This window comes from Microbacterium esteraromaticum, assembly GCF_014084045.1.
In the GTDB taxonomy this organism is placed as follows: Bacteria; Actinomycetota; Actinomycetes; order Actinomycetales; family Microbacteriaceae; genus Microbacterium; species Microbacterium esteraromaticum_D.
The window spans coordinates 2,386,040-2,409,228 of sequence record NZ_CP043732.1 but is presented as its reverse complement, the minus strand read 5'-3'; the positions used below and the strand labels follow the sequence as shown (position 1 = coordinate 2,409,228).

Annotated in this window: 21 protein-coding genes; 10 read left to right on the top strand and 11 right to left on the bottom strand. The window is 67.8% G+C overall.

Translation table 11 applies throughout. The features are described from left to right. Positions 1 to 82 precede the first annotated feature (82 nt). Genes FVO59_RS11325 through FVO59_RS11305 form a run of 5 tightly spaced genes read left to right on the top strand, consistent with a single transcriptional unit; the run spans position 83 to position 5,716 of the window. Positions 83 to 2,329 (top strand): LGFP repeat-containing protein, encoded by a 2,247-nt coding sequence (locus FVO59_RS11325; RefSeq protein WP_182252729.1) that lies wholly within the window; start codon positions 83 to 85, stop codon positions 2,327 to 2,329. A gap of 43 nt (positions 2,330 to 2,372) precedes the next feature. Further along, positions 2,373 to 3,110 (top strand): glycosyltransferase family 2 protein, encoded by a 738-nt coding sequence (locus FVO59_RS11320; RefSeq protein ID WP_182252728.1) that lies wholly within the window; start codon positions 2,373 to 2,375, stop codon positions 3,108 to 3,110. Beyond that, positions 3,107 to 3,511 (top strand): DUF2304 domain-containing protein, encoded by a 405-nt coding sequence (locus FVO59_RS11315; protein ID WP_182252727.1) that lies wholly within the window; start codon positions 3,107 to 3,109, stop codon positions 3,509 to 3,511. Before FVO59_RS11320 ends, FVO59_RS11315 begins: the two co-directional genes overlap by 4 nt. After that, positions 3,504 to 4,748 carry a hypothetical protein gene (locus tag FVO59_RS11310; RefSeq protein ID WP_182252726.1) on the top strand — a complete coding sequence of 415 codons (1,245 nt, stop codon included), beginning with the start codon at positions 3,504 to 3,506 and terminating at the stop codon, positions 4,746 to 4,748. Before FVO59_RS11315 ends, FVO59_RS11310 begins: the two co-directional genes overlap by 8 nt. Positions 4,749 to 4,750: 2 nt before the next feature. Continuing rightward, complete coding sequence (locus FVO59_RS11305) at positions 4,751 to 5,716, top strand: glycosyltransferase family 2 protein (RefSeq protein WP_182252725.1); 966 nt, start codon at positions 4,751 to 4,753, stop codon at positions 5,714 to 5,716. A 7-nt stretch (positions 5,717 to 5,723) separates the two neighbouring features. On the opposite strand, the gene FVO59_RS11300 is transcribed toward FVO59_RS11305, so the two are convergent. From FVO59_RS11300 to FVO59_RS11285, 4 genes are read right to left on the bottom strand one after another with little or no spacing between them, the layout of a single operon-like run. Next, entirely contained in the window at positions 5,724 to 6,848 is a 1,125-nt protein-coding gene (locus FVO59_RS11300; RefSeq protein ID WP_182252724.1) for an acyltransferase family protein, read from the bottom strand. After that, entirely contained in the window at positions 6,845 to 7,981 is a 1,137-nt protein-coding gene (locus FVO59_RS11295; protein WP_182252723.1) for an NAD-dependent epimerase/dehydratase family protein, read from the bottom strand. Before FVO59_RS11295 ends, FVO59_RS11300 begins: the two co-directional genes overlap by 4 nt. A gap of 54 nt (positions 7,982 to 8,035) precedes the next feature. Beyond that, on the bottom strand, positions 8,036 to 8,926 hold the full coding sequence (locus FVO59_RS11290) for a glycosyltransferase family 2 protein (protein ID WP_182252722.1): 891 nt from the start codon (positions 8,924 to 8,926) through the stop codon (positions 8,036 to 8,038). Position 8,927: 1 nt separating this feature from the next. Further along, positions 8,928 to 10,850 carry a DUF6541 family protein gene (locus FVO59_RS11285; RefSeq protein ID WP_182252721.1) on the bottom strand — a complete coding sequence of 641 codons (1,923 nt, stop codon included), beginning with the start codon at positions 10,848 to 10,850 and terminating at the stop codon, positions 8,928 to 8,930. A gap of 346 nt (positions 10,851 to 11,196) precedes the next feature. Here FVO59_RS11285 and FVO59_RS16265 point away from each other — a divergent pair, with 346 nt between their 5' ends. The 5 genes from FVO59_RS16265 to FVO59_RS11270 all read left to right on the top strand — a co-directional run bounded on the left by FVO59_RS16265 (position 11,197) and on the right by FVO59_RS11270 (position 16,162). Continuing rightward, positions 11,197 to 12,072, top strand: a complete 876-nt coding sequence (locus FVO59_RS16265) for a glycosyltransferase family 2 protein (protein WP_220465666.1) — start codon at positions 11,197 to 11,199, stop codon at positions 12,070 to 12,072. Positions 12,073 to 12,125: 53 nt separating this feature from the next. Further along, positions 12,126 to 13,016: a glycosyltransferase gene (locus FVO59_RS11280; RefSeq protein ID WP_220465665.1), complete on the top strand. Its 891-nt coding sequence runs from the start codon at positions 12,126 to 12,128 to the stop codon at positions 13,014 to 13,016. A gap of 65 nt (positions 13,017 to 13,081) precedes the next feature. After that, the gene (locus FVO59_RS16575) at positions 13,082 to 13,948 is read left to right on the top strand and encodes an ABC transporter permease (protein WP_259363182.1); all 867 of its coding nucleotides are present in this window, start codon (positions 13,082 to 13,084) and stop codon (positions 13,946 to 13,948) included. Continuing rightward, positions 13,932 to 14,672, top strand: coding sequence for an ABC transporter ATP-binding protein (locus FVO59_RS11275; protein WP_259363181.1), 741 nt, complete (start codon positions 13,932 to 13,934; stop codon positions 14,670 to 14,672). The genes FVO59_RS16575 and FVO59_RS11275 overlap by 17 nt, the downstream gene beginning before the upstream one ends. 47 nt (positions 14,673 to 14,719) lie before the next feature. Then, complete coding sequence (locus tag FVO59_RS11270) at positions 14,720 to 16,162, top strand: hypothetical protein (RefSeq protein WP_182252718.1); 1,443 nt, start codon at positions 14,720 to 14,722, stop codon at positions 16,160 to 16,162. Positions 16,163 to 16,174: 12 nt separating this feature from the next. Here FVO59_RS11270 and FVO59_RS11265 read toward each other — a convergent pair whose 3' ends face one another. From FVO59_RS11265 to FVO59_RS11235, 7 genes are all read right to left on the bottom strand, one after another. Next, on the bottom strand, positions 16,175 to 17,242 hold the full coding sequence (locus FVO59_RS11265) for a glycosyltransferase (protein ID WP_182252717.1): 1,068 nt from the start codon (positions 17,240 to 17,242) through the stop codon (positions 16,175 to 16,177). Between the two features lie 63 nt (positions 17,243 to 17,305). Further along, positions 17,306 to 18,763 carry an LCP family glycopolymer transferase gene (locus FVO59_RS11260; RefSeq protein ID WP_259363180.1) on the bottom strand — a complete coding sequence of 486 codons (1,458 nt, stop codon included), beginning with the start codon at positions 18,761 to 18,763 and terminating at the stop codon, positions 17,306 to 17,308. Further along, the gene (purE, locus tag FVO59_RS11255; protein WP_182256746.1) at positions 18,760 to 19,227 is read right to left on the bottom strand and encodes a 5-(carboxyamino)imidazole ribonucleotide mutase; all 468 of its coding nucleotides are present in this window, start codon (positions 19,225 to 19,227) and stop codon (positions 18,760 to 18,762) included. Before purE ends, FVO59_RS11260 begins: the two co-directional genes overlap by 4 nt. Before the next feature lie 106 nt (positions 19,228 to 19,333). Continuing rightward, positions 19,334 to 20,455 carry a 5-(carboxyamino)imidazole ribonucleotide synthase gene (locus tag FVO59_RS11250; protein ID WP_182252716.1) on the bottom strand — a complete coding sequence of 374 codons (1,122 nt, stop codon included), beginning with the start codon at positions 20,453 to 20,455 and terminating at the stop codon, positions 19,334 to 19,336. A gap of 63 nt (positions 20,456 to 20,518) precedes the next feature. Beyond that, on the bottom strand, positions 20,519 to 21,064 hold the full coding sequence (locus FVO59_RS11245) for a PH domain-containing protein (protein ID WP_430736294.1): 546 nt from the start codon (positions 21,062 to 21,064) through the stop codon (positions 20,519 to 20,521). A gap of 57 nt (positions 21,065 to 21,121) precedes the next feature. Then, on the bottom strand, positions 21,122 to 21,892 hold the full coding sequence (locus tag FVO59_RS11240) for a biotin--[acetyl-CoA-carboxylase] ligase (RefSeq protein ID WP_346265670.1): 771 nt from the start codon (positions 21,890 to 21,892) through the stop codon (positions 21,122 to 21,124). Then, complete coding sequence (locus tag FVO59_RS11235; protein ID WP_182252715.1) at positions 21,889 to 23,166, bottom strand: CDP-glycerol glycerophosphotransferase family protein; 1,278 nt, start codon at positions 23,164 to 23,166, stop codon at positions 21,889 to 21,891. Before FVO59_RS11235 ends, FVO59_RS11240 begins: the two co-directional genes overlap by 4 nt. Positions 23,167 to 23,189 lie beyond the last annotated feature (23 nt).

Here is a 23,189-nt window from a genome sequence, read left to right as displayed (position 1 = left end):
GCCGGCATCCCACCCTGAGACCGAATTCACCACACGCACCAGAATTCCTGTATTTCGGTCGATTCCTGGGACAATCGGTTTCGTGCACTCCAATATCCCTGCATCCCGGCGGCTGCTGTCGATCCTGATCGTCGCCTGCGTGGCACTGGGCGCGCTCGTCACCGCGCCCGGGGCGGCGGTCGCTGCCAGCGTCCCCGGGACGAGCACCGTGAGCACCGGCATCGCGAAGACCGCCGACCTGTCGACCTTCACACCGGGCAACCTCATCGCCGACAGCGTGTTCTTCGACAACTCCACGATGAACGCGACGCAGATCGACGCCTTCTTCCGGTCCAAGGTCAAGACATGCCGATCGGGATACGTCTGTCTCAAGGACTATCGCCAGAACACCCCGAACCGTCCAGCCGACCGCTACTGCGACGGCTACTCGGGCGCGGGGAACGAGTCGGCGGCGACGATCATCTACCGCGTCTCCCTCTCGTGCGGCATCAACCCACGGGTGCTCATCGTCATGCTCGAGAAGGAGCAGAGCCTCGTGACCCACACGTGGCCGAGCTCGTGGCGCTACGACAAAGCGCTCGGTCAGGGCTGCCCCGACACCGCCCCGTGCGATCCCGCCTATTCCGGATTCTTCTATCAGATCTACGGCGCGGCCCGGCAGATGCAGATCTACGCGGAGGGTCGCTGGTTCACCTACTACGCCCCCGGAAAGACGTGGAACATCCGCTACCACCCGAACGTGGCCTGCGGCTCCGCCCCGGTGTATGTCGAGAACACCGCCACTTCCGCGCTCTACTACTACACGCCGTACCAGCCGAACCGTGCGGCGCTCAACGCCGGCTACGGCACCGGAGACTCCTGCTCGAGCTACGGCAACAGGAACTTCTTCCAGCTCTTCACGGACTGGTTCGGCGACCCCAGGAACGGCATCGCCGTCGATGGGGCCATCGCCGAGGTGTGGAACGCGAACGGCGGATCCGGAGGCTGGATGGGACCGCCGGTCGAGGCGATGCGCACCTACCCCGGCGCGGGCTGGTCCCAGGCCTTCGCCAATGCCGACGTGTACGTCCAGATCGGAAAGCCTGCGACGCTCGTCACCAGTCCCGTCAGGGAGGAGTACAGGTATGTGGGGGGTGTCACCGGTGGTCTCAGCTGGCCCACGACCAACCGGGTGCCCGTCGCAGGGGGCGGGTACCAGGACTTCATCGGCGGACGCATGTATGTGCGCCCGGACGGCCGAGCCTTCTCAGTCTCGGGCCAGACCTACACGACGCACGAATCCGTGAACAACATCTCTGGCATCCTCGGATGGCCCAAGGGACGCGCGTTCCGTTCGGCGGACGGCTGGCGGCAGGACTTCGACTCCGGATCCGTGCTGCAGAACTCGCACACGTCGGTTCCACTCACCTCGGAGTTCGTGAACCTCCATGACCGACTCGGCGGGTACGGCCAGTTCGGCTCAGCGACATCGGCAGTGGTACCCGATTCGATCGGAAGCCACGTGGCCTTCACCTCAGGCTGGATTCAGAAGCAGCCGAGCGGGCTGATCTTCGTCAAGGGTCCGCTCGGGAAGACCTACATCCAGCAAGGTGGGGCCAAGGGTGCGCTCGGCCACGTCACGGCCGGCGAGCAGCAGCTTCCCAGTGGCGTGTGGACGCAGGGCTTCGCGGGAGGCGCGATCTACGACACGGGCCGGGGCGTGTACGCGGTGTCGAGTTTCGCGAAGGACCTGGCGGCGCGCGGAGGGCCCGACTCGTTCGGGTATCCCAGCGGCGCCGAGGTCGTCGACGGCAATCGACGCTGGCAGCCGTTCGGGTCCAACTCGCTCGGAAGAGCCTCGGCCACCGCCGGCACGTACACGATCAAGGGCGCGATCGGGTGGTACTACACGACGAAGAACGGCCTGAAGTCCTTCCTCAAGGCTCCTGTCGGACCCGAGGGCTACATCGCCGGAGGCTGGACGCAGCCGTTCGAGGGCGGAACGGCCTTCTACTCCGACTGGGGAGCGTCGGCGTCGCCGACCTCCATCACCTCGGTCCACTCGAAGAACGGCGGCGTCACCGGGCGCCTCGGCTGGCCGACGGGCGAAGCGTCGATCACGTCGACCACTGCGAGTCAGATCTTCAGCGGCGGGGGCATCTTCGTCTCGGCTGCCGGGGGCTTCACCGCCAAGGGCGGGCTCGGCGTGGAGTACATCCGTCGCGGAGCCGAGAAGAGCGCTCTGGGCTGGCCGGTCGGGAACGAGGAGTGGGTGGCAGGGCTGTGGACCCAGCGGTTCCAGAACGGGACACTCGTGATGAATGCCGACGGGTCCTTTCAGGTCCGCTGATCTCGGCGGGCTCACCGACGCCCGCCGGTAGGATCGAGATGCCATGGCTCACTCACCCCACCGCACGCTCATCATCGTCCCCGCATGGAACGAGGCACGAAACGTCGGCAACACCGTCCGCGAGATCCTCGCCGTCGACGCCTCATACGATGTCGTGGTCGTCGACGACGGCTCAACGGATCAGACTGCGAGCGTCGCGCGAGCCGCAGGCGCGAAGGTCCTGATGCTGCCCTTCAACATGGGGGTCGGCGGCGCCATGCGCACGGGCTTCACGTATGCGAAGCGCAAGGGATACCAGCGCGTCATCCAGGTCGATGCCGATGGGCAGCACAATCCGCGTGACATCGAGCGCGTACTCGAAGGCCTCGCACGAGCGGACATCTCCATCGGCGCGCGATTCAGCGACGTCGGAGACTACAAGGTGGGCGGCCCGCGCCGATGGGCGATGATCGTCCTCGCAGCGATCGTCTCGCGCGTCGCCCACACGCGTCTCACGGATGTCACGAGCGGCTTCCGAGCCGCGAATGCCAGGGCGATCGACCAGTACGTGCGCTACTACCCCGCCGAGTACCTCGGAGACACCCTGGATTCGCTGGTGGTCGCCTGTCACTCCGGCCTCACGGTGACGCAGGTTCCGGTGGCCATGCGCCCCAGAGCGCATGGCCAGCCCAGCCAGGGGCCGCTGGGAGCCACCGTGTATCTCGCGCGATCCGTCTTCGCGCTCGGTCTGGCACTGCTGCGCCGTCCCAGCACGCCGCGCAGATCGGAGCAGGCAGCATGATCGCCATAACAGGAGTGGTCTTCGCCGTCGTCCTCCTGGCGACGGTCCTCGCGCTTCTGCTGACGCGACGACTTCGCGAGAAGTACGCGGTGCTCTGGATCGTGATCGGCCTGGCGATCCTGGTCCTTGGGGTGTTCCCGCCCCTGCTCATGGCGCTCACCGACCTGTTCGGCGTGGTCATCCCCGCGAACCTGCTGTTCGCCATGGCGATCGTGCTGCTGCTGGGGGTGGGGCTGCACCTGTCATGGGAGCTCTCGCAAGCCGAGGACGAGCTTCGACGCGCCGCTGAGGAGCTGGCCATCCTGCGCACCGAGCATGACTCGCTGGATCAGCGCGTGGCGGCTCTCGAGGAGCGAGTGGCGCCGCATGCCGTCGAAGACGAGCCCGATGCGGATGACTGACCGACCGGGACGCTCCGCGACCGTCGTCGCGCTGGGTGCGGCGGCAGCGGCGATCTCGGGGGTAGTGGTGCTGGCGATTGCCTCGAGGACGCTCACGACCGAGGAGAACTCCGGATTCCTCACCTACTGGGCGGCGCTGTTCGCGATCTTCGCGGTGCTGTCGGGAATCCAGAACGAGATGACCCGAGCTGTCCGCGCCGACGAACGGCTCGGCGCAGAGATCCGTCGGACCACCTCTCCACTCCTCACGGGAATACTGATCGGCGCCGGGACTGCAGCAGCAGTGCTCCTGCTCTTCCCCGCCTGGGAGATGGTCTTCGCGACGCTCGACGATAGGGTCCTCCCGGTGCTGCTCATGGCCTTCGCCGCGGTGCTCTATGCAGGGCATGTCGCATCCGTCGGCACGCTGGCAGGCCTCGGGCGGTGGGGCGCTTTCGCAGGTCTCACCGCCGGCGAGTCGGCGGTCCGCCTTATGGTGACCGGCCTCGCGGCGGCGGCTGGATGGGGAGTCGCCGGATTCGAGTGCGCGGCGGCGGGCGGAGCGCTGACCTGGCTCACTGCCAGCCTGCTGATACCCGGCCTGCGCGACATGTGGCGCATCCGCATCGGACTCCCGATGACCGCCCTCACCAGAAGGCTGCTGAACGCTATGGCGGCCGCCGGCGCGAATGCGCTCCTCATCACGGGCTTTCCCCTCCTGATGAGCGCGACCACCGCTCCGGACGCGTACCGCGCCGCGGCGCCGCTGGTCATCGCCGTGTCCATGACGCGGGCTCCCCTGCTGATGCCGATAACGGCCTTCCAGTCGATGGTGATCGCCGCGTTCGTCGAGCATCCGGAACGCGCCGGCACCGCCCTGAGACGTCTCGTTGGCGCAGTCGCCGCGATCGCGGCGATCGGTGGGCTGCTCGCGGCGCTGGTGGGCCCGTGGCTGATGGGACTGGTCTTCGGCCCCGACTACCGCAACACCCCGCTCATCCTCGGAATGCTCGTGGTCGCAGCCGCGCTCCTGGCCCTGCTGGTGCTCGGCGGGTCGATAGCTCTCGCGCTCGACGCGCACACCGTGAACACCATCGGCTGGTATGTGGCGGTCGCCGTCTCCGTGGTCGTGATGCTCCTGCCCTTCGATCTGACCACACGGACGATCGCCGCTCTCGCCCTCGGACCCCTCATCGGCTCGGCGATCCACTTCGGATTCGTGATGCGACGGCTGCGTCACCAGCTTCAGGAGAGATGACCATGCCCCGGACCAGCATCATCCTCCCGGGCTTCAACGCCTTCGCCACCGTCGAACGTGCGATTGGCTCGGTGCTCGCGCAGCATGACGAGGACATCGAGCTGATCATGGTCGACGACGGCTCCACCGACCGCACACCTCACATCATGCGCAGCGTCGCCGATCCGCGAGTCAGGGTGATCGAGCACGCGGCGAATCGGGGCATCTCCGCTGCCCGCAACAGCGGGCTGGATGCGGCGACCGGGGAGTTCATCGTCTTCCTGGACGCCGATGACAGCTGGGAGCCGGACTTCCTCCTGAGGATGCACGAGGCGCGGGGAGAGGCCGACGCCGTGGTCTGCGGTAGGGTCGTCGTCACCAACGACGGTTCGACGAGGAACGCGCATTCCGCTCGTCTCGGAGACATGAGCGGGACAGATGCAGCTCTGGCGATGATGGTCGGAGGCATCACGCCCTTCCCGTGGGACAAGCTCATCCGTCGCTCCGCACTCGACGACCTCAGATTCCCTGAGGACATTCATCGGTTCGAGGACCAGGCGGTCGGGATCATCGCGCTCTCACGCGTGGGGCGGGTCGTCTCCATCCCGGATGCCCTCATCCACTATCACGTATCGGCGCAGTCGCTCACCTGGGGTCGGGTTCCCTCCGTCGAGGAGGCGCTGTCGGCGCTGGCATTCATTCGCGAAGAGCTCGGCGAATGGCTTGCGGTCTCCGGCCGTGAGGCGTCCTTCGACGTGTGCCGCACGATGTTCCTCATGCTGACCGCTCAGTCGGCGATGCGGTCGCTCGACGGGGCTGCTTCGACGGTCGTCGCGAGTGCACGGCGGCACATCTCATCGGGTATGGTCGTCGCGACCCTGCGCCGTCGCCCGGTCATCGGCGCCGGCGCGACGCTGCTCAAGATCGCGCCAGGCGTCTACCGGTGGATACTGCTGCAGTACCTCAGACGTCGGTACAGCATGGCCTGATACCGGGTCACCGTGCTTCGGCTCTGATGTCTCCGAACGGGCGCGCCTTCCCTCGCGACCAGCGGATGGCCGGACGCTCGACGAGGAACCATGAGATCACGGCCATGATCGCGGTGAGCGGCAGCAGAATCGCGAAGATCAGAGGCAGGGGCGCCTGCGCCAGCCCGAGCAGACAGAGCAGCTGGGTGAGCGGGAAGCCCCACACGTAGATTCCATAGGAGAAGTCCTGCACCTGGAAGATCCGCGGTGACGGCAGCCGTGATCCGATCCAGATGAGCACGTACGTGAGGAACGGCGCGGCGAGCTGAGCACCGAAGCGCGGGAAGAGCAGCACGAGACCGACCGTCGCGATGATGCTGACGATCACGAGCCTCCAATCAAGCGCGAGGCGGTCCCCCAGCCGCTCGCGCAGCATGAAGACGAGTGCTCCGCCGAAGAAGAACGGGAGAAGTCGCCCGAACTGGACGACGTCGTCGTCGATTCCGCTCAGGTATACCGAGATCGGCCCGTCCCACACCTTCAGGGCGCAGGTCGCGAGGAAGGCGAGGAGCATCGGCCAGATGCGGGTCCTCACGACCGGGATCGCGCAGAACAGTCCGATCAGCAGGTAGGCACAGAACTCGTAGTAGAGGCTCCAGAGCGATCCGTTCCAGGCCAGAGGGTACGGGACGTCTGCGAGCGTGCCCGCCACCGAATAATCGTTCATCCGCAGCCAGGCGTTGGAGATGACATAGCTGAACGGCGTGTTCGGTGTGCTCAGGAACCCTTGCAGCGAGCCGTTCTGTATGACGAATGCGATGGGTGCCAGCAGGAACGCGGTGAGGATGTTCACGAAGAAGAATGCGGGGAAGAGCCGCACGATCCGGTTGATGAGGTAGCGGCCCGAGTCGGATCGGATCCTGGCGCCGGTGATCAGGTAGCCGGAGATCATGAAGAAGCCGAACACCGCCCAGCCTCCCACCGACTCCCCGGGGGTGAGCTCGATGCCCTCACCTCGGGCTGTGAGGGGGAAGACGTGATGGAAGACAACCATCGTCGCCATGATCAGTCGCAGAAGATTGAGCGAATTGTCTCGCGGGTCCAGCCACGACCGGCCGCCCGTGCGAGTGTCCACGGCGACTCGCGCGCTCACTTGAGCAGCTTCCGCTCCGACATCTCCCGCAGCGACTGCTCGTAGGAGTCGCCCTCGATGGGCTCGGTGAGCACCCACTCCGCGAACTTCTCGACGCCCTCGTCGAACGAGACCTTCGGCGTGAAGTCGAGGATCTCCCGCAGCTTCGTCGTGTCGGCGATGTTGTGGCGGATGTCGCCGAGGCGGTACTGGCCGGAGACCGTCACGGGCACCTCGACGCCGTATGCCCTCTGCAGCGCCTCCACGACGTCCAGGACCGTTGTCGCCGTGCCCGCCCCGACGTTGAAGATCTCTCCGGCGGCCGCGGGAACGGTGGATGCGAGGAAGGTCGCCTCGACGATGTCGTCGATGTAGACGAAGTCCCTGCTCTCGAGCCCGTCCTCGAAGACGTTGATCGGCTTGCCCTGGCGGATGAGGGTCGAGAAGATCGAGAGGATGCCGGTGTACGGGTTCTTCAGCGACTGCCCTGGTCCGTACACGTTCTGATAGCGCACCGACACGGCCTCCTTGCCGAGCGTCGGCATCACGGTCATCACCAGCGACTCCTGCATCTGCTTGGTGATCCCGTACACGCTCGACGGGTGCAGCTTCGACTGCTCATCCGTCGGGATGAGGGTCAGGGGGCCTTCTCCGTCGACGTGCACGTCGAAGTCTCCCGCGGCCATATCGGCATCGGCGCGATGCGAGGGGTACACGGTGCGTCCGTCCTCGGTGCGGTAGGCGCCCTCCCCGTAGATCGAGCGGGACGAGGCGATGACCACGCGACGGACGGCGTTCTCCTCGTTGGCGAGGATGTCGAGGAGCTTCGCGGTGCCACCGACGTTGGCGTCGACGTAACGGTCGATCTCGTACATCGACTGACCGGTGCCGGTCTCGGCTGCGAGATGCACGACGATCGTGGCTCCGTCGAGCGCCCGGCGCAGGTCGTCCTTCGAGGTCACCGTTCCCTCGATCACCTCGGCCACGCCGTCGAGCGAGCGGAGCAGCGGAGAAGTCGTCGACGGATCGTCTCCGTGCACCTGCGAGATCAGCGAGTCGAGGACCGTCACCGTGTGCCCGTCCTTCACGAACCGGGCAGCCAGACGGGATCCGATGAAGCCGGCTCCGCCGGTGATCAGCACGTGTTCGACCATGCGAACGCCTCCAGAGGTCCTTCTTCGGCACGACGTTCGCGCCGTGCGCACCGCTCAGACAGCGAAGATGTGCGCCAGAGTCGATTGTAGTCCAGCGCGGTTCCCGTGCCTGAGAACGCCGGGCAGCTCGGTGATGGCGTGCAGCCTCGACATCAGGCGCAGCTTCGCGATCCGCCGGGTCCTCGTCCATCCCCTGCCGCGAGCCAGTTCGACCGCCTGGCGGTAGTAGGCGCGCTCGTCGCGGAACCGCCGCCCGTCGAGGAGCGTCTTCTGCGAGGCGCTCCCCCCGTGGCGACGGTAGGAGAAGGCGACCTCGGGCGCGTGCACCAGCGTGCCGCCGTCGAACGCGATATCCATCAGGAGCGCGAGATCCTGGATGATCGGCAGGCCGTCACGGAAGTCGATGCGCTTCAGCGTCTCGGTTCGGAAGGTCAGCGACGGCCAGTAGAGCCAGTCGCCCCGGATGAGACTGGAGGCCATGTCCGCCCCGGTGAGGACCGCGATCCCGTCCTTCGATGACGGCGCGAGCAACCGCTGCTTGACGCGGTCGACCAATGGCAGCGTCTGCGTCCCGAACTCATCGATGACGACCACGCCCGGCTGGATCACGTCGGCGGTGGGCACCCGGCGGATCGCCTCCTTGATCACCCGGAGGTAGTTCGGGTGCATGAGGTCGTCGCAGCCGAGGATGGTGACGAAGTCGCTCGTGGCCCGGCGGATCGCCTCCCGGTAGTTCTCGGTTATCCCGAGGTTCGTCGCGTTGCGCGTGTACTGGATGCGCGCATCGTCCAGGCCGGCGAAGTAGGCGAGCACGCTGTCGTCCGGATAGCAGTCGTCGATGATGACCATCCGCCAGTCCGGGTCGCTCTGCCCGAGCACCGATTCCACCGTCTTGTACAGCAGGTCCGGCTCGCCCCAGAAGGGCACGAATATCTCGTGGGTCATCTCACTCGCATCCCGTCACTTCGTACAGCTTCGCCTGGCCTTCGGAATCGACCAGCCGCACGGCGTCAGATGATCCGAGGCGGGCGATACCGGGGTACTTGTGCTCCGCCCCGTGGACTTCCAGGGTTCCGAAATCGAGGACGTACTCGGTCCCTGTCCGCTCCAGCGCGTCGCACACCGGCGATCCGGGCTCGGCCCTGGAGAGGTCGTCCAGGATCAGCTGATCGTCCTCGCTGAGATCCATGAGCATGTGCGGCATGATCACCTGGCGATCGGCGAACGCGTACGCGAGGCCTGCGCCCGTCCAGGCACTGCCCACGATCACCGCGTCCTCGGGCACCTCGCTCGGAAGACGATCGAGCAGGGCACGCTCGTCGTGCGAGATGAGGCGAGCCTCGTCGCCGTACGCGTAGTTCGCGGCGGCGTAGCGGACCGCCTGCTGATTCGTGTAGGCCTGCGCTCCGATCACGACTACTCCCACGATGGCGATCACGATGGCGCCGCGGCGCGTCACCGACTCGCGGGTCGCCAGCCTGCGCGCGTGCTCGAAGAGGGCGGCACCGCCGACCGCCGCGATCGGAATGAGCAGCATCGGCAGGACCGCGGCGAGACGCGGCGAGTTGTTGTACCAGGACGCGGTGAGAAGATCGCGCAGCTGGGGCCACACCATGGCGCTCGAGACGATGTACAGGGTCGCGAAGGCCGCATAGAACAGCACGGGCATGAGCGCGGTCAGCGTCCGTCGGCGCACCAGGACGCCCAGCCCGATGCAGAGGAGGATGACGGCGACCCACGCCACGTTCCCATACGACTGCGACAGCGTGAGCGCCTGGCCGACGGCCTGCCCGACAGACTGCTCCACCGCCCATCCTCGGGCGTCAGCCGGCGGCTTGAGAACCTTCCAGGCCGCGGCAGCGGCTGCGAGGACGACGAAGAGAAGCACGGAGTACTTCACCAGCACCGAGCGGGATGGCTTCGTGGAGACCAGCCGTATGAAGGAGAGGACGCAGGCGATCACCGCCAGGACGATCCAGGCGACGAAGGCGCCCGGGTGAGAGATGACGAGCCCCGGCAGCGACCCCAGCAGCGCGACGGTGAGGATCGCGGCGGGCATCTCCGCGTCGCCCGACCCGAAGCGCAGCAGCTGCACGGTGACCGCGAGCACAGCGGGAAGAAGGCTCAGGGCCAGGAAGTAGGGGTACAGCACCCCGTAGTCGATCATCAGGATCGGGAAGGTCGGAAGGATCGCACTCAGGACGCCGGCGGTGACCAGGGCCACCGGCCGGCTTCCCGCGATCACGCGAGTCAGCAGCAGCACGGTCGCAGGCCAGGCCACGACGGCGACGGCGATCAACACGGCGTTCGATGCGACCATGATGGAGGCCCCGGACGCATCGACGACGAGCGCGACCAGCGCGTGCCAGCCGTCCGGGTAGAACCACAGCCCGCCATCGCTCGTCATGCTTCCGACGGTGAGCGGTGACGCCGCGCCCGTGTCCATGATGTAGCGGACGGCGTTCAGGTGGAAGACGTTGTCGAACGTCTGCGAGATGTTCTGCGGATCGCCGATGATCAGCACCAGCTGCGCTGCGAGGAGCACCGCAGCTGAGCCGAGGGCGATCAGCTCGGCGCGGCGCACTGGGGATGCCGAGCGCGGAGCCTGAGCAGGTCTGGCCAGCACCCGCACGACGACGGCGATGACGACGACCGCGACGGCGGTGATCAGCACGGGCAGCACGGACCAGCGCACGCCGACCACGTTCGCCCACAGCGACGCCAGCACGATGACGCTCATCGACGCCGGGGCCGCGAGCGCCCAGGCCCACAGCCCGCGGAGCGTCAGGACGCGCGCGGTGATGTATCCGGGCACGACGAGGAGTGCCACCGCGACGAGAAGGGGCACGACTGCGGAGAACCAGCTCACAGAGCACTCCGCTCGCCGCGTGCGCCGAGCGCCGATCCGATCTCGCTGCGGGGAGCGAGTAGTTCGACGATCGGACCGAGTCGCACGGCAGAAGGCGGGATCACGTGGTTTCCTTAGCGAAGAGGGAGATGTGGCGCCCACGGGGCGTGAAGAATGCGTGCCCAGTCTAGGCGGGTCAGCCATGAGCGCCTGTCAGGCCGGGTGTCCGCTGCCGGTCTGCCGCCGAGCCGACGCGGGTGGCACACAGGGTCTGCGGAGGACCGACGCCTATAATCGGACATCGTGCCCGGACGGCGGGTATCTCCAAGACCACTGAGGTATTCGAATGCTTGAGCGCAGCCCGCGAGTGTCCATCGTCATCAGAACGAAGGATCGCGCCCCGCTGCTGCGAAGGGCGCTGGATGACATCATCGGCCAGACGATGACCGACTGGGAGGCCATCGTCGTCAACGACGGCGGCCAGGTTCAGCCCGTGGACGCGCTCGTCGCGGAGCGCGAAGCCCGCTTGGACGGTCGACTCGAGGTCATCCACGTCGACGGCGGCACGGGCTCCATGGAGGCCGCAGCCAACCTCGGCGCACAGCGCGCCCGGGGTGAATTCGTCGTCATTCACGATGACGACGACACCTGGGCCCCGCAGTTCCTCGCCACGATGGTCGACTCGCTGGATGCCGATCCCGATGCCGTCGCCGTGGCCGCTCGCACGGAGATCATCTTCGAGCGCCTCGAGGGCGACACGACCACCGAGCTCAGCCGCGTGCCGTTCGTGCCCCCGGCGGAGATGGTCACCATGTACGACCTTCTCCAGACCAACCGCGTGGTGCCCATCGCCCTCGTCGTGCGCCGGAGCGTCTACGACGAGATCGGATGGTACGACCCGGCGCTCAAGGCCGTCGGCGACTGGGAGTTCAACCTCCGACTCGTCCGCCACGGGCGCGTCCCCTACGTCGGAGACGAGCCCCTGGCCTTCTGGCACCAGCGGCCGCACGCGAAGGGCGCAGCGTCGAACAGCGTCTTCGGCGAATCCCTCGATCACATGCAGTTCGATCGCCTGGTGCGCGAGCGGGCGCTGCAGGAGTATGTCGATCAGAACGGCGTCGGCGCGCTGCTGTATCTGTCGAAGTACATCGAGGAGACCGTGCGCTACCACTCTCTGCAGCACGCCCTCGTCCGCTTCATCCGCCGTGGGCTGTCGAAGCTGCGCCTGCGCCGCCGCGCCTGACACCCGACCTTCCCCGGACCGATGTCCGTCCCCCTTCGAAAGGCCCCATCAGCGTGAGCAAACGCGTCGCCGCAATCGTCGTCACCTACAACCGGCTGGACAAGCTGAAGACCGTCCTCGACAAGCTCCGCGCCCAGACGACCCCGCCCGAGTGGATCGTCGTCGTCGACAACGCGTCCACCGACGGAACGGATGCCTTCCTGGCGGCGCAGACCGACCCGTCGCTCGACCTCACGACCCTCAGCGAGAACACCGGCGGAGCGGGTGGGTTCGCCACCGGCGTCAAGCGCGCCTATGAGCTGGGCGCCGACCTGTTCTGGCTGATGGACGACGACTGCTACCCGGAGGCGGACGCGCTCGAGCACCTCGTCGACGGTCATGCCCTCGCGATGGAGTCGATGCCGGGCGGCGTCCCCTTCGCCTGCTCGCTGGTCTACTTCGACCACCAGGAGCTGGCGGAGATGAACATCCCCGCCCCGGACTGGAAATGGGCTCGGCTGTGGGTGCGCGGTCAGCGCGCTGTGCTCGTCCAGACCTGCTCGTTCGTCTCGGCCCTCTACACTCGCGAGACCGTCGAGCGCATCGGCCTGCCGCTGCGCGAGTACTTCATCTGGTTCGACGACGCGGCCTACGCCCGCATGGCCAGCGTGGGCATCGGACCGGGCGTGTGCATCCTTGACAGCAAGGCCTATCACGACACCCCGAACAACGTGGCTGGGGACTTCTCCAAGGTCGACGAGTCCAATCTCTGGAAGTTCGAGTACGGCGCCCGGAACGAGGCGTCCTACCACCTCCACCACGAGTCCCTGCTGTCGTACCTCAGGTTCGTCGCGCGCGTCGAGATCCTGATGCACCGCGGCCGCGTCGCCTGGCGGCACCGTCGTCGCATCACGTCCCGCCTGTTCGCGGCGATCCGCTTCAACCCGACTGCAGAACGGGTCTGACCCCTTGCTGCGAACTAGGATGGTCATGCCCAGACGGGCGCCTGTTCCACGCCCGAGGGGTCTTCATGCGCGTTGAATCCGGTGACACCGCCGTTCTCCGTGAACCCGGTCGAAGCCGCGGTCTGTGGGATGTCTTCGGACATCGCCACCTGCTGGGCCTGATCGTCCGCAAAGAGGTGCAGATCCGGTACCGCGGATCCGTGTTCGGGTGGCTCTGGTCGTACGTGAAGCCGCTGGTGCAGTTCCTCGTGTTCTACATCGCGCTCGGCGTCTTCATGGGGCTGAACAAGAACATCGATTTCTACGCGATCTACATCCTGTCCGGCATCACGATCGTGACGTTCTTCAACGAGGCGTTCTCGAACGGCACGCGATCGCTCATCGACAATGCCGCGCTGATCAAGAAGATCTACCTCCCCAGGGAGATGTTCCCGGTCGCGAGCATGCTCGTCGCCCTGGTCAACTCGCTTCCGCAGATCCTGGTCGTCATCGTCATCTCGATGTTCTTCGGCTGGACGCCCGGTGCTGCCCAGCTCGGGGCGCTCGTGCTGGGGCTGGTCATCATCTCCCTGTTGTCCACCGGCCTCGGAATGCTCTTCGGCGCGATCAACGTGACGTTCCGCGATGCGCAGAGCTTCGTGGAGATCATCGTGATGTGCGCCGTATGGGCGTCTCCCGTCATGTACCACTGGGACATGGTCGCCTCCCAGGTGCCCTCCTGGCTCTTCACGCTGTACCGTCTGAACCCCCTGACGCCGGCCGTCGAGCTGTTCCACTACGGTCTGTGGTTCCCGCTGAACCCCGGCGATGCTCGCGTGCTTCCCGACATGTGGATGTACGCCGGCTGGGCTCTGGTCACCGCAGTCGTCGTCCTCTTCATCGGCCAGTTCGTGTTCCGACGTCAGGAGGGTCGTTTTGCACAGGACCTCTGAGGCCCCGCTGCCCCGCATCGTCGTGGACGACGTCCACAAGGACTTCAAGCTGCGGCACACCCACTCGATCAAGGAGACCTTCGTCGCCGCGCTCAAGCGCAAGCCGCTGACGACGGACTTCCACGCGCTGGACGGCGTCAGCTTCGAGATCGGCGAGGGCGAGGCCGTGGCGCTGCTCGGCTTCAACGGGTCCGGGAAGTCGACGATGCTCAAGCTGATCTCCGGAGTGCTCACCCCGGATCGGGGAAGCGTGCTCACCCGCGGGCGAGTCGCCGGCCTGATCGAGGTCGGCGCTGGGTTCCACCCCGACCTCTCCGGACGGGAGAACATCTACCTCAACGCGGCGATCCTCGGGATGACCCGGAAGGAGACGGAGGAGCGCTACGCCCAGATCGTCGAGTTCAGCGAGATCGAGAAGTTCATCGACACCGAGGTCAAGCACTACTCGTCCGGCATGTTCCTGCGACTCGCGTTCTCGGTGGCGATCCACACCGAGGTCGACATCCTCCTGATCGACGAGATCCTCTCGGTCGGAGACGAGCCGTTCCAGCAGAAGTGCCTGGCTCGCATCCGCGAGCTCCACTCCCAGGGCAAGACCCTCGTCGTCGTCAGCCATGACCTCGACATGGTGTCGAAGCTGTGCGAACGCGGAATCCTGCTGCGCGACGGGAATGTGCTCTTCGACGGCGCGAGCAGCGAGGCCGTCGAAGTGATGCGCCGCTAGGCCGTGAACGCCATGAGTCACCCGGCGATCACGACATAATGCATTACATGCCGCGTATCAGCATGCCCAGCGCCATCCGTCGAGTCGTCTCATGGATGCGGCGCGTGGACGGCACCGTTCAGAGAATCGAATCCGAGAACGCGGAGCTGCGGAGCGAGCTCGCAGCGCTCTCGCATGAAGTGAACGGGCTGACGAACGGCCTGACGGCGCTGACCGATCTCACCCGAGCCACATCCCGCGAAGTGGACGAGACTCGCCGGGTGGCGATGAACACGGCCCGCAGGCTCACGTCGACACGCGGACGCATCCGCATGGTCTTCCTCGTGCACAACGCGGCAGCCTGGGGGTCGATCGCCGAGCTCGTGCGGCTCACGCACGCTCATCCTGATTTCGAGCCGGTCGTGGTCAGCATCCCGCACCACTACTCGGGTGTCGGTCCTGCGAAGGGCGAGGGCAGGACGCACCGGTTCCTCAAGTCCGAGGGCGTCACCCACATCCGTCTGCACAAGAGCCATCTGTCCGATGCCGCGCAGCTGCTGCGCGCCCTGGATCCGGACATCGTCGTCAGGCAGAGCCAATGGGACGCCGACATCGACGAGGCGTTCAGCGCCGAGTCGCTCGCGTGGACCCGGGTCATCCTGATCCCCTACGAGACGATGAACACGACCGAGAACGTGCCGATCGGCGATCCGCCGATCAACTCGGCCGTGGACACGGCGATGCATCGCACCGCCTGGCTCGTGTTCCTGGCCAATGAGGAGGCCCTCGCCATCGCCCGCCGGGACGCCCTCACCGCCGGACTGCAGTTCCGCGCGGTCGGGCATCCGAAGCTGGACTATGTGCGCGAGACCGAGCCCGACTGGCCGCTGAGCAGGCCCGATGGCACTCACCGGCGTCGGGTGCTGTGGTCAGCGCATCATTCGATCCTCACGGGATGGAACGACTTCGGCATGTTCGCGCAGACGCACAGCGACATGCTCGCGTGGGCACGAGATGCCCCAGAGACCGAGTTCGTCTTCATGCACCACCCGCTGCTGCCCGACACCATCGCCCGAGAGGGAAGCCCGGTCTCGCCCGCTGAGTATCGCGAGTGGCTGAACGAGTGGACCGAGCTCGACAATGCGGCAGTGTGGGACGGGGATTACGCCGAGGCGCTCGCAGCGGCCGACTTCCTCGTCACAGACGGCCCGAGCATGATGATCGAGGGTCAGATGCTGAGCGTGCCCACCGTCTTCCTCGAGCGCGCGGATCACATCCCGTTCAACGACATAGGGCGCGAGATCGCGCGCGGGGTGCATCGGGTCGAATCCGTGCAGGAGGCACGGCAGACCGTCCTGTCGATCGAGGAGAGCGGCGCCGACCCGCTCGCAGCTCGTCAGGAGAAGAACGTCGCCCGGTTCTTCGGAGAGCCGGGTGCGGCCGCACGCATACTCGAGGTCATCCGCGCAGAGGTGGACGCCGAGCGCATCGTGCTCTCGTCGGTCCGCTGAGGCGAGAGCCTCTCAGAGCTCCGCGTGCAGCGCCCAGACCCGCTCCGCTGAGCTCGCCCACGAGAACGCCCTCGCCCGGTCGGAGCCGAGCACCCGCAGCCGCTCACGGCCGGACCCGAGTGCGTCGATGAGCGCATCGGAGAGCTCTCCGGGAGGCACGAGCGCTCCCCCGTCGGCGACGACGTCGCGATGCACGCCGGAGTCGACGGCGACGATGGGCACGCCCAGCTCCATCGCCTCGATGAGGCGCCATGGCCAGCACGCCGCCATCGAGGTGGCCACGACCGCCGCAGCGCCGGCCAGCGCCGCCGCGCGGGTCGCGTCGTCGAGCGCGCCCCTGATGTGCGCGCGTCTCTCGGGAAGGCCGGCAGCCGCCGCCAGGTCCGCGAGCGCCGGCTCGGCGCCCTCCTCGGCGTCCAGCACCACGGCGTCGATGTCGGCGTGGGCGGCGGCGCGGAATCCGTCGGCGAGCGATGCCGCGTCGCCGATGAGCACCACGTAGCGCTCGGGGAGCTGCAGGTCGGCGCGCAGCGCCGCCGCGTCGTCTGGCTCGCCGAATCCGATGGGTGCCGCCCCCGCGATCACCCGGATGCGGTCGCCGACCGGCACGATCTCGCCGAGGCGCTCGGCCATGGCGTGCGAGGGCACGACGATGGCGTCCGCGTGCTTGATCGCGCGCTTGAGCATCGATCGCTGCCAGACGACGCTCGACTTCGACAGCGCGTCAGGGCTCTCCCAGGCGCACAGGTCCCACAGCGTCACGGTGGTCTGATCGTGGTCGTGCACGCGATCGTGGCGCACGAGGGGCGCAAGCAGGCTCGGCGAGTGGATCAGCCCCCCGCCGACCCCCGCCGGGATGCCCATCTGCCAGGCCGCGGCCAGCTCGCGACGCGCCAGGGGCAGCGTGCGGATCTCGTGCAGCCCCGGCGTCGTCACCTCGGTGCCGCTCGGCGTGATCGCCGAGACGACGCACCCGCGGGGCGCTGTGCGGATCAGGCCCTCGGCGAGCGCGAATCCCGCACGCGTCTGGTCTGCGTCGCCGCCGACCTGATCGAGCACGACCCGCAACTGCACATTCATGAGGTCAGCCTAACCTCGCTACCCCGCAATCCCCTGAGGCGGAACCGGAGACGCGAGGAACGGTCAGGATCCGTCCGGGGTCGGCGTCTTCGTCGGCGGGTGCAGCGCCTGCTGCACCATCGCGTGGATGTGGTCGTAGTCGGGCTCGTGCTCATCGACCCCGGACTCGGGGGTCAGCTCGATCTGGGTGACGGGCAGCTCCTTGGCCTTCATGACGAGTCCGAAGAACTCGGGGACCTTGTCCTGCGGCAGGTCCGTCTCCACGAGGGCGGTGCCCGCAGCGGCGATCTCGTTGAACCGGCCCGCGACGTTCTCGGGAGTGAACTGCTCGAGGATCGCGACCTGGAGCTGGCGCTGGCGCTTCATGCGGTCCCAGTCACTCGTCGTGTAGCGAGAGCGCGCATACCACTGCGCGGTGTCGCCGTCCATGTGCTGCTCGCCCGGCTCGATCCAGCCTGTCGCCCACTCCGAGGCCGGCCGGTCCGTGTCGCCGGGCCCTCCGCCCTTGGGCAGGCGCTCGGTTACCTCGATGTCGACGCCGCCGAGGGCGTCGATGAGCTCGGCGAAGGCGTTCATGTCGACGAAGACGTAGTACGGGATCTCGATGCCGAGCACCCCCTCGGCAGCGTCCTTGGTCGCCTCGATCCCGGGCGCGGAGTCGTGCTGCGCGGCATCCGGATACAGGCCGGCGCCCTGGTCGTCCCGGCAGACCTCGGCCGCGTTGCGGACGTGGTTCATCCAGGGGTTCCAGCCGCAGGTGCGACTGGAGTGGCCCTCGAACCCGTCAGGGTAGAGCTCGCGCATCGGGCTGCCCTCGCTGAACGGAGCGTTCGGCAGCTCGCGCGGGATCCCGGTGATCGTCACGGCGCCAGTGGATGCGTTCACGGACACGACGGAGATGCTGTCGAAGCGCATGGAGTCGCGCCCGTCGCCGCTGTCGGCGCCGAGCAGGAGGATGTTGTAGTAGCCGTCGCTGGGCGGCAGGCTGGGCCCTCCCCCGCCGAAGATGCTGCCGAGCGCCCCTCGGCTCGAGGCGGCAGCGGTGGAACCGTAGACCGCGCCGGATGCCGCGAGCGAGAGCACCAGCACGGATGCCACGGGCAGCGCCCAGCGGGAGATCACCGGCACCTTGATCAGCCGCACCAGGCGCAGGGTGTCGACCGTGAGCACGATCCAGAGGATCGCATAGCCGATCAGCAGCACCTGCACCAGGGTGAGCACGAACCAGGACAGCGAGCCGACGACGAGCCACACCAGCACGTCCCGGCCGAAGAGCGCGAGACCGGCGGCGATGATCAGCAGGAACCAGGCCAGCAGCGTGGCGCCGAGCCCGAACCGCCCCAGACGGCGGTTGCCCGCAAGCACCTGCGCGGAGCCGGGGATGAGCGCGTTGAGCGCGACGAGCCACCAGCCCCGCCGTCCCATCATCGCCTCGTCGGCGCTGTCGGGATGCCGCAGCGGGCGCGTCTCGATGAGCGGCCGCCCGCCTCGCGCGGAGGCGTGCGGGGCGGCCAGCGTCACAGGGAGTCCTTCAGCCGCTGATTCTTCTGCTCGACCTGGTCCTCGAGCTCGGCGGCGTAGGCCTCGACCCGGTCAGCGAGATCGGGGTCCGAGGTGCCGAGGATTCGTGCCGCGAGGATGCCTGCGTTGCGGGCGCCGCCGATCGAGACGGTGGCGACGGGGATGCCGGCCGGCATCTGCACGATCGAGAGCAGAGAGTCCATGCCGTCGAGGTACGCGAGAGGCACCGGCACGCCGACGACAGGCAGAGCCGTGACCGAGGCGAGCATGCCGGGCAGGTGGGCCGCTCCCCCTGCTCCGGCGATGATGACCCGGATGCCACGGCCTCGGGCCTCGCGGCCGTAGCGCATGAGCTTGTCCGGCGTGCGATGCGCCGAGACCACCTCGACCTCGTGCGCGATGCCGAAGTCGGTGAGCGCCTGGGAGGCGTCGCTCATCACGCGCCAGTCGGAGTCGGATCCCATCACGACGCCGACCAGGGGCGAGCTCGAGGAGTGCAGTGGCTCAGTCACCATGACAGGCTACGGCGTGTCGCTGTGAGAAGTTCGCAGCGGCACGCGCCGCGTCGGCTCAGAGGAACAGTGCCGCCGCCGCGCGGGCGGTGTAGACGACATCGTCGAGGTCGTCGCCCGAGACGTTCACATGGCCGACCTTCCGGCCAGGCCGAGGGGCCTTGCCGTACGTGTGGATCTTCGCCTCGGGATGCTCGGCCATGGCCGGCGCGAAGCGGTCGGCGAGCGTTCCATCGGCCGGGCCGCCGAGGATGTTGATCATCACGGTCCACGGCTGGCGCGGCTCGGTGCCACCGAGGGGAAGATCGGCGACCGCGCGCAGATGCTGCTCGAACTGCCCGGTCACGGCACCGTCCTGGCTCCAGTGCCCGCTGTTGTGCGGACGCATGGCGAGCTCGTTCACGAGGATGCGCTCGTCGTCGGTCTCGAAGAGTTCGACCGCGAGCATCCCGGTCACGCCGATGCCCTCGGCGATGCGCCGGCCGATGTCCTCGGCGACGGCGACCAGCCGCTCGGTCGTCGCGGGCGCAGGGGCGATGACCTCGGCGCACACGCCGTCGCGCTGCACGGTCTCGACCACGGGGTAGGCGACCATGTCTCCGCTGGGGCGCCTGGCCACCTGCTGCGCCAGTTCACGACGGAACGAGACCAGCTCCTCCGCCAGCAGGGCGTCGCCGCCGGCCGCGTCGAACCAATCAGCCGCTTCGGAGCCAGCCCGCACCACGCGCACGCCCTTGCCGTCGTAACCGCCGCGCGGCGTCTTCACGACCGCACCGCCGCCGTGCTCGTCGATGAAACGCTGCAGCTCATCGGCGTCGCGCACCGGCGCCCAGTCGGGCTGTGGCACGCCCAGCTCGGTGAGGCGGGCGCGCATGACCAGCTTGTCCTGCGCGTACTGCAGCGCGTCGGGCCCGGGATGCACCTGTGCGCCGTCGGCGATGAGGGCGCGAAGCACCTCCTGCGGCACATGCTCGTGATCGAAGGTGATGACGTCGACGTCGTTCGCGAATGCGCGCACCGTGTCGAGGTCGCGGTAGTCGCCCACCGCAGTCGCGGCGAGCTGGGCCGACATGCCCTCGTCCTCGGCGAGCACCCGGATGTCGAGGCCGAGCTCGACCGCCGGGGCGATCATCATCCGAGCCAGCTGTCCTCCGCCGATCACACCTACGCGCACCGTCATGCAGCGCCCCTTTCGTCGCATCCATTCTTCCGCACTCCGCCGGGTCCGGGAGACGGCGAGGGCTCAGAGGGCCTGCCCAGAGGTCTGCGCATCGCGATGCGCGAGGATCTGATTCACCTCGACCTGGTCGGCGAGCACCTCGTGCACGAGGTTGACCATCGGCACGTTCTGCAGGCGCATCGGCTCATCGACCCCGTTGCTGAGCGTGATCGTGCCGGCGCCCCAGAGTCGCTGCAGCGGACCGCGGCGCACGCCGATCGAGTATCCGCGCGTGTGCGACAGCTCCCGTCGGTGCCGCGATCCGAGCCCCTCGCGAACGATCACCCGGCGCGTGGTGATCGTGCAGGTGCGCGAGATCCAGAAGAGGAAGGGTAGCACGACGAGCAGCAGCACGACGATGCCGGAGGCGGCGAGCAGCATCCAGTTCTCGAACGGAGCCGGGAGGTTGTCGTAGAAGTAGGCCGTCGCGCCCGCCGTCGCGATGAGCAGCAGCGCCGACCAGAACAGCCGCCGTGCGTGGCTGCGGAAGCGCGCCACGAGCAGCTCCTCGACGGGCGCGCCCGGCGGCGGCATGTTCGGCCGGCCGCCGAGTGTCACGGGCTGAGTCACCCCTCCATTGTGCCCGTGGACGCGCGGCGACGCGGCAGCCCCGCCGCGCGAGTCCGCTCAGGCGAGGCGGGCGTGGACGACGTCGCCGGACGCCACGGCGCGCTCGGCGCCGTCGACGTCGACCACCACCAGGCACCCGTCGCCCTGCAGGCCCACGGCACGGCCGCGCAGCGTCTCGCCGTGCGGCATGCTGACCTCGACCTCGCGACCGATGCTGAGGCATCGCTGCTCGGCCGCGGCGTGGAGGCCGGATGCCGATGCGTCTCCCTCGCGCGCGAGAGCGCCGATCAGCGAACGCAGACCCGCCAGGTAGTCCGAGAGCAGCCGATCGATGTCGGCGTCCGCGCCGAGCGCGGCGAACGACGTCGCGGTCGGCACGGGCAGCTCGGTTTCGGCCATCGCGGTGTTCACGCCGCTTCCGACGATCACGCCGTGCGCCGTGACCTCGGCGAGGATCCCGCAGATCTTGCGCCCGTCGACCATCACGTCATTGGGCCACTTGAGCCCGACGGAGCGATCGGCCAGCTGCGCGGCGATGGCATCCGTCATCGCCACACCGGCTGCCAGCGGGATCCAGCCCCGCGCGTCGGCGTGGACAGGCAGATCGCGCAGCAGCACGGAGACGGCGAGCGCCGAGCCCGCCGGTGTCGTCCAGGTGCGGTCCAGCCGTCCCCTGCCCGCCGTCTGCGAGTCGGTCAGCAGCACGGCGAAGTGCCCGAGATGCTCGCCTCCGACGATGCGCGCGCGCAACTCGGCGTTGGTCGATCCGCATGACTCCAGCACGATCAGCGGATCGGCCAGCGCCGCCGTGCGCGGCAGATGCATCATCCGTCGTCCTCGTCGTCGACGTCGTCATCGTCTTCCTCGTCGTCGGCGCCGGTGTCGCGCGCGTGCCACTCGTCCCACTTCTGCATGAGCTGCTCGATCGCACCGTGGAACTTCTCGGTCGCGGCCCCGGGTGCGGTGTCGCCGAAGTAGTGCCGCACCCAGGTGCGCAGGCGCGCGACGGCCTCCTCGTCGGCCGCGACGCGCTCCACCTCGTCGACGATGCTCGACGCGCCGTCGACCGTGAGCCACTCGCAGGCGGAGAGATACCCGGTGGTGTCGATGGAAGCCCGCTCGTCGGCCGGGCGGGTGATCAGCAGGGGTTTCCCCGCGGCGAGACGGTCGTAGACCATCGCCGAGATGTCGACCACGGCGACGTCGGCCGCAGCCAGCTGCCAGCCGAGTTCAGGTCCGTCGTCGTGCACGTGATGCGCCGCGGGGTCGGCGGCGTTCGCCTCGGCGATCGCCGCGAGGATCCGGCGGTGCGCCGCGCCGTATTCGTCGTTCACGACACCGCTGCGCGGATGCGGTCGGTAGATGACGCGGTGCCGGCCCGTCGCGAGCAGCCGCGCCACGAGAGTCTCTCCGTGCGAGGCGATCGAGCCGTAATGCGCCGAAGGGCGGTCGCCCTCCCAGGTCGGCGCGTACAGCACCACCCTGCGCTCGTCGGGAGCGTATGGAAGCGTGCCGGAGTAGTGATCCGCCTGCGGACGGCCGATCTCGATCGTGCGCGTGTCGAGGTCGTAGTCCCACAGCGTGCGGCTCAGCCGGTCGCGCGCCGCCTGACCTGCGATCAGCGCGTAGTCGTACGCCTTGTACTGATTCGTGGTCATGTACATCTTGTCGGACTCGCCGTGGTTGATGAACACGTGCCAGCGACGCCCGTACCGGAACATCTGGAAGTTGCGGGTGTTCTGATTCACGTAGAGGACGATGCGGATGTCCTGCTTGGCGAGGAACTTCTCGAGGTTGCGCACCGTCGGCACGAACGCCACCGGCGGTCCGTCCTCCTCGATCAGCTTCTCCGCCCCCGTCGCGCTGCGTGAGAGCACGACGACCGGCCAGCGCTTCGCGAGCTCCGCGAGCGGACGGTACCACTGGCGCATCTGATACATGTTGACGGCGCCGTCGGCGAAGTACACCGCGATCCGGTAGTGGTGGTGGGGATGCGGTCCCTGGGCGGCGAGCCGCCTGCGGACCCGCTGCACGGCCGAGCGCGACGCGAGCGCCTTCCGCAGCAGCCGATACGCCTTCTTCCCGTCTGAGACCACACCCATCCCTCCAGGATACCGGCCTGACC

Excerpts from the sequence above, each read along its gene's own strand:
- FVO59_RS11320 (WP_182252728.1), top strand. The coding sequence starts at position 2,373 with ATGGCTCACTCACCCCACCGCACGCTCATCATCGTCCCCGCATGGAAC.
- FVO59_RS11315 (WP_182252727.1), top strand. The coding sequence starts at position 3,107 with ATGATCGCCATAACAGGAGTGGTCTTCGCCGTCGTCCTCCTGGCGACG.
- FVO59_RS11310 (WP_182252726.1), top strand. The coding sequence starts at position 3,504 with ATGACTGACCGACCGGGACGCTCCGCGACCGTCGTCGCGCTGGGTGCG.
- FVO59_RS11305 (WP_182252725.1), top strand. The coding sequence starts at position 4,751 with ATGCCCCGGACCAGCATCATCCTCCCGGGCTTCAACGCCTTCGCCACC.
- FVO59_RS11295 (WP_182252723.1), bottom strand. The coding sequence starts at position 7,981 with ATGGTCGAACACGTGCTGATCACCGGCGGAGCCGGCTTCATCGGATCC.
- FVO59_RS11290 (WP_182252722.1), bottom strand. The coding sequence starts at position 8,926 with ATGACCCACGAGATATTCGTGCCCTTCTGGGGCGAGCCGGACCTGCTG.
- FVO59_RS16575 (WP_259363182.1), top strand. The coding sequence starts at position 13,082 with ATGCGCGTTGAATCCGGTGACACCGCCGTTCTCCGTGAACCCGGTCGA.
- FVO59_RS11270 (WP_182252718.1), top strand. The coding sequence starts at position 14,720 with ATGCCGCGTATCAGCATGCCCAGCGCCATCCGTCGAGTCGTCTCATGG.
- FVO59_RS11265 (WP_182252717.1), bottom strand. The coding sequence starts at position 17,242 with ATGAATGTGCAGTTGCGGGTCGTGCTCGATCAGGTCGGCGGCGACGCA.
- purE (WP_182256746.1), bottom strand. The coding sequence starts at position 19,227 with ATGGGATCCGACTCCGACTGGCGCGTGATGAGCGACGCCTCCCAGGCG.
- FVO59_RS11250 (WP_182252716.1), bottom strand. The coding sequence starts at position 20,455 with ATGACGGTGCGCGTAGGTGTGATCGGCGGAGGACAGCTGGCTCGGATG.
- FVO59_RS11240 (WP_346265670.1), bottom strand. The coding sequence starts at position 21,892 with ATGATGCATCTGCCGCGCACGGCGGCGCTGGCCGATCCGCTGATCGTG.
- FVO59_RS11235 (WP_182252715.1), bottom strand. The coding sequence starts at position 23,166 with ATGGGTGTGGTCTCAGACGGGAAGAAGGCGTATCGGCTGCTGCGGAAG.